We start from the raw sequence: 5,092 nt of genomic DNA on the forward strand, positions 1-5,092 counted from the left end.
GAAAATTTGCCTCCGCATGATAACTCCTTAAACAAATCAAAACAGACTAGGGAGATAGCTTATCAGAATATACAAAAACATCCTTGGTGGAATCAAAAAAGTGGATGGAAAAACATACTTAACAACATGAGATTAATAATTCAGCCATTATGTTACTTTAATTTATTAAAGCCGTGGATGACGGTGATTTGTACACCTCAGTTATTGAAAAACTTCCATTGCTTATTTGACAAATTGAAGAAGGCAGTAATGGCTTTAGGAGGCCTTATTATTGCTCCAATTATTTTACCTTTCCACCTGCACTGATAGAAGAGCGATATCATCTTTTCTTTATATTTTCTTTAGAAATCACTTCTAAAGAGTACCTTGAAAGTATCGGTGCAGAAGTCATCGACGTTGATGAACTTAAGCAACGTGTTCTAGGCTTTGCTATCAATGACCTTGTACGGAAACTAGCTTTTACTGGTCAGATTGACCCAGACGACATAATAGAGTACTACACCATTGAGTTTGGTGGCGGATGTGTCGAGGAACAACACTACCGTTGGGTGCTTGAGTTGAACCCTAAACTCCCATTCGACCCCGATAGGAATTAACCCTATCAAATGGGCTAACATAGCACTATCGCAGGGGTGCAACAGTAGGTGGAAAGTATCGGGATGACAGGATTTGAACCTGCGACATCCTGCTCCCAAAGCAGGCGCGCTACCAAGCTGCGCTACATCCCGTGCTGCAATCCCCTCAATCTTAGGATACATTTCCCCCGATCGCCAGGGGTTGACCGGACGAATATTACCCCAAGGTTCATTAAGATGCTTGTAAATGGCTATAACGAGCTAGGGCAATGAGGGGAAAATATTGGCGGTAGTAGTGATAGCGGATATAAAAGTGGCAGGGAAAACCGGTGCCGGTATATTCTGCTTCTTCCCAGGTGCCCTTGGGGGTTTGTCCCTGGACAAGAAAAGCCACCCCCCCCTCGATCGCCGTGGTTAGTTTGGCATCTTGTCCCAGGCTGGGTAAATATTTGAGGGCATCCAACAAACCAATTAGGGCCCAGGCTGTTTGGGAAACAGTGCTGTTACCTTGACCCTTTAACTGCTTGTTTTTATAACTTTCACAGGTTTCTCCCCAACCCCCATCCGCATTTTGACAGCTCAACAACCAGGCGATCGCCGTTTTGATTTGGGATGCAAAACGTTGGGCATCGTAAATGGCCAGGGCAGAAAGGGCCCCGCTAGTGCCATAGAGATAATTCACGCCCCAGCGGCCAAACCAACTACCATCCTGTTCCTGTTCTTGGAGTAAATAGGTCAAACCCCGTTCCACTCGCGGGGAATCCATGGTCAAACCACAGGCTCCCAGCATTTCAACCACCCGGGCGGTAATATCGGCGGTGCTAGGATCAATCATGGCTTTCAAATCACCGTAGGGTAACTGGTTAAGCCAATCTTGGTCATTGTCAATGTCAAAGGCGGCCCAGCCTCCGGTTTTACATTGCATGGTGGCTATCCACTGCAAGGCCTTATTAATGGCCCCCTGTTTACGTTCCTCATCGGGGAGGGTAATGCCCTGTAACGCCATCATTACCACGCAGGTGTCGTCAATGTCAGGGTAAAAATTATTATCAAATTCAAACGCCCAAGCTCCCGGTTTACCGTGGGGATTTTTGATCTGCCAATCGCCGTAGGCGAGAATTTGTTTATCCAACAGCCATTGCCCTGCTTTAACTAAGGCAGGATGATCTTTACCCAGATCCGCTTCTGCCAAAGCCCGCACCATCCAGGCCGTATCCCACACGGGGGAAACACAGGCTTGGATGGAGTAGGTATCTTCCGTTTCCACCGCAAAATTGTCGATCGCCGCTAGGCCCCGTTGCACAAAGGGATCGTTAACGTCATAGCCCAACACTTTCAACGCCAGCAAGGAATTGAGCATAGCGGGGATAATGCCGCCCCAATCACCACTCACTTCTTGCCGTTCCAAAATCCACTTTTCCGCCAGGGCCAAACCCTGTTCCCGGAAGGGCACCACCTTGGCCTGTTCCTGTAGTTTAAATAGGCTATCCAAACCGATGAAAATATCCCAAATAGTGCCACTCTCCGGCAATTTATACTGGACATTTTCCATCCCTTCCGCATAGAGTTCGTCCACCCGCAGACCCTGGGCAATGTCGTAAACGGGCTTTTGGTCACAAACAATCATCAGGGGGACCGTACTAGAACGGGCCCAACTGGACATTTCGTAAATGTTAAAGAAAAATTTATTGGGCAAAAGCATTACCCAGGGGGGAATGGAGGGAGTGCCCCGCCAGTCGTAACAGCCAATCAAGGCTAGGTGCATTTTGGTGAAAATGCGGGATTTGCTAATGCCCCCCCGGCCGACAATAAAATTTTTCGCTTTGACCAAGGCAGGATCGGTGGCTGGAACCCCCAAAATTCGCAGGGCAGTGTAGGCTTCCACACTGGTACTTAGTTCACCGCCATCACCATAGTACAGTTCCCAACCGCCATGGTCCCGTTGTTGTTGCAACAGATAATTCTTCGCCTTCTCCAGGGGTCTTTGGGCCGCTGTGCCCCAAATCTTGTGCAGTATGACCACTTCGGCAGTGATGGTGACATTGGATTCCAACTCAGACCACCAGTAGCCATCGGCATATTGTTCCGATAGCAGGAAGTCCCGACTAGCGGCGATCGCCTGGCGCACTTGCTCGGTGCTAGGACAAGGAACGGAGGGAGAGGCGGCAATAACCATGGACAAAGTTGTAAATTTTTCTTTACAAAGATAACAGATGGATTAGGGAACGCCGCATCTTGCCTTGGTTAGGGGTTTGCAAAAAAAATTCTTCCCAATAGGTGGAGCAGACCTTTGGTGGAACTTTAAATATGGTCAAGAAAAACCAAGGAAAAAAGTACTCTGAAATCTGACCCCACCGCTGGGGGGATGAATTCAATTTTGGCTTATGGGTTAGAGTTTGGCTCCACAACCAGAACAGAAACGATGGGTGATGAAATTTTGGGTTTGGCAATGGTTGCACTCCACCATCCGGGGACCATTGTCCCGCACCGGCACTTCCGGTAAACCTAGCATTTGGGCATTACTCATGCCGGGGGCAATCATGGGGTAACAGTTTTCATCTTTTTTGACCACCACATCCATCACCACAGGACCATTGTGGGCTAGCATTTCGGCGATCGCCGGGGCCAAATCTTCCCGCTTGCGCACGGTAATACCCTTGATGCCATAGGCCTCACAGAGGAGATTAATGTCTGGCATACCCTGGGACATGTTAGAAGCAGAATAACGTTCTTCGTAGAAAGTTTGTTGCCACTGACGCACCATCCCCTGCCAACCGTTATTGAGAATAATAGTTTTAACCTGGATGTCGTACTGGGCTAGGGTTCCCAGTTCCTGAAGATTCATTTGGAAGCTGGCATCCCCACTGATGCAAATGACCGCTTCGTCCCCCACTCCCACTTTGGCTCCCATGGCGGCGGGTAAGCCAAAGCCCATCGTACCCAAACCAGCACTGGAAATCCATCGGCGGGGACCATTGTTCAAAAACTGGGCCGCCCACATTTGGTGTTGTCCCACATCGGTAGTGTAGTAAGCATGGGGAGCCTGGCGACCAATTTCATGTACCACTTCCTGGGGGGCAATGGTGTCCTCATAGTGGGGTACCTGGAGGGGGTAATCGGTTCGCCAATGATCAATGCGATTTAACCATTCCTGGGTGCCATGGGGATGGGTGGGGTAATCTAATTCCCGAGCCCGCTGTAAAAGTTGCTCTAAAACATGGCGCACATCCCCCACAATGGGCACATCGGGAGCCCTGTTTTTTCCCACCTCCGCCGGGTCGATGTCAATGTGAATTACCTTGGCACGGCTAGCAAATTCGTCTAGTTTGCCAGTTACCCGGTCGTCGAAACGGGCCCCCACCGCAATCAACAAATCGCATTCGCTGACGGCAAAGTTGGCATAGGCGGTACCATGCATCCCCAACATGCCCACTGAAAGGGGATGGTTTTCATCAAAAGCCCCAATTCCCATCAGGGTGGTTGTTACCGGCAACTGGAACCTTTCGGCAAATTCCTGCACCTGGGCATGGGCATTGGCGGCGATCGCCCCTCCCCCTACGTAGAGCAACGGATTTCTGGCCTGCTCCAACAATTGCAATGCCGCATTGATCTGCCGGGGATTACCTTTAACCGTGGGGCGATAACCAGGCAGATTAACGTCACCGGGGTCGAGGGGAATGTACTCACATTCTTCTAAGCCCACATCCTTGGGAATATCGATCAAAACCGGCCCGGGACGACCGGTGCTAGCCAGATGGAAAGCCTCAGTAACAATGCGGGCCATATCCGCCGCACTACGCACCACATAGGAATGTTTAACGATCGGTAAGGTGATGCCAAAAATATCAATTTCCTGGAAAGCATCGCTACCAATCATGGCACGACCCACCTGCCCAGTAATCACCACCATGGGCACTGAGTCCAAATGGGCATTAGCAATGCCGGTCACCAAGTTAGTCGCCCCTGGTCCAGAAGTACCGAAACAAACCCCCACTTTCCCCGTGGCTCTGGCGTACCCATCCGCCGCATGGGAAGCTCCTTGTTCATGGCGCACCAAAATATGCTCAATTTCCCCCGCTGCTTCAAAGCGGTACAGTTCATCATAGATGGGCAAAATTGCCCCGCCGGGATAGCCAAAAATGTGTTTGACCCCATGGCGTTTCAGGCTATCCATCAGGATATAAGCCCCGGTTTGCCGTTGGCTAGGAACAGTTTTCAGGAAATTTGTTTTGGGATTAGGAATTGATGCAACCACTGGACAAATCGCTTTAGGAAGCGTAGGCTAAGTCTTTTAATTTTAACCCAATCGGCGATGGGCTCCCTATGGCAAAAGAGGGAAAGTTAACAAACTTACATCATTTAGGTCAACTGAAGTAAACAAAGACTAGTATTTTCTCGGGCTTGGACTTAGAAAGTGTTTGAAAAGTTTTAAGCAAGCCTTTGAAGCATGAGATGAACCATGGCAACATAGAGCATGGTCTCACTGGTGGTAGGTAAATATTCATAATCCTTGCTTA

General features: G+C 49.3%; 2 protein-coding genes, 1 tRNA gene and 2 pseudogenes. 1 reads left to right on the plus strand and 4 read right to left on the minus strand.

Going from position 1 to position 5,092, the window contains the following annotated elements; translation table 11 throughout:
- Positions 1-306 (plus strand): annotated as a pseudogene (locus tag BWK47_RS17390) (hypothetical protein); the annotation flags it as partial.
- Positions 307-654: 348 nt separating this feature from the next.
- Here BWK47_RS17390 and BWK47_RS07910 read toward each other — a convergent pair.
- The 4 genes and pseudogenes from BWK47_RS07910 to BWK47_RS07925 form a co-directional block, all read right to left on the minus strand.
- A tRNA-Pro gene (locus BWK47_RS07910) sits at positions 655-728 on the minus strand.
- Between the two features lie 79 nt (positions 729-807).
- Entirely contained in the window at positions 808-2,751 is a 1,944-nt protein-coding gene (gene shc / locus BWK47_RS07915) for a squalene--hopene cyclase (RefSeq protein WP_162328228.1), read from the minus strand.
- Positions 2,752-2,964: 213 nt separating this feature from the next.
- Positions 2,965-4,830 carry a biosynthetic-type acetolactate synthase large subunit gene (gene ilvB / locus BWK47_RS07920; RefSeq protein ID WP_162328229.1) on the minus strand — a complete coding sequence of 622 codons (1,866 nt, stop codon included), beginning with the start codon at positions 4,828-4,830 and terminating at the stop codon, positions 2,965-2,967.
- Between the two features lie 173 nt (positions 4,831-5,003).
- A pseudogene (locus tag BWK47_RS07925) lies at positions 5,004-5,092 on the minus strand (IS5/IS1182 family transposase); the annotation flags it as partial.

This window comes from Synechocystis sp. CACIAM 05 (genome assembly GCF_010222815.1).
Taxonomy (GTDB): domain Bacteria; phylum Cyanobacteriota; class Cyanobacteriia; order Cyanobacteriales; family Microcystaceae; genus Synechocystis.

Excerpts from the sequence above, each read along its gene's own strand:
- shc (WP_162328228.1), bottom strand. The coding sequence starts at position 2,751 with ATGGTTATTGCCGCCTCTCCCTCCGTTCCTTGTCCTAGCACCGAGCAA.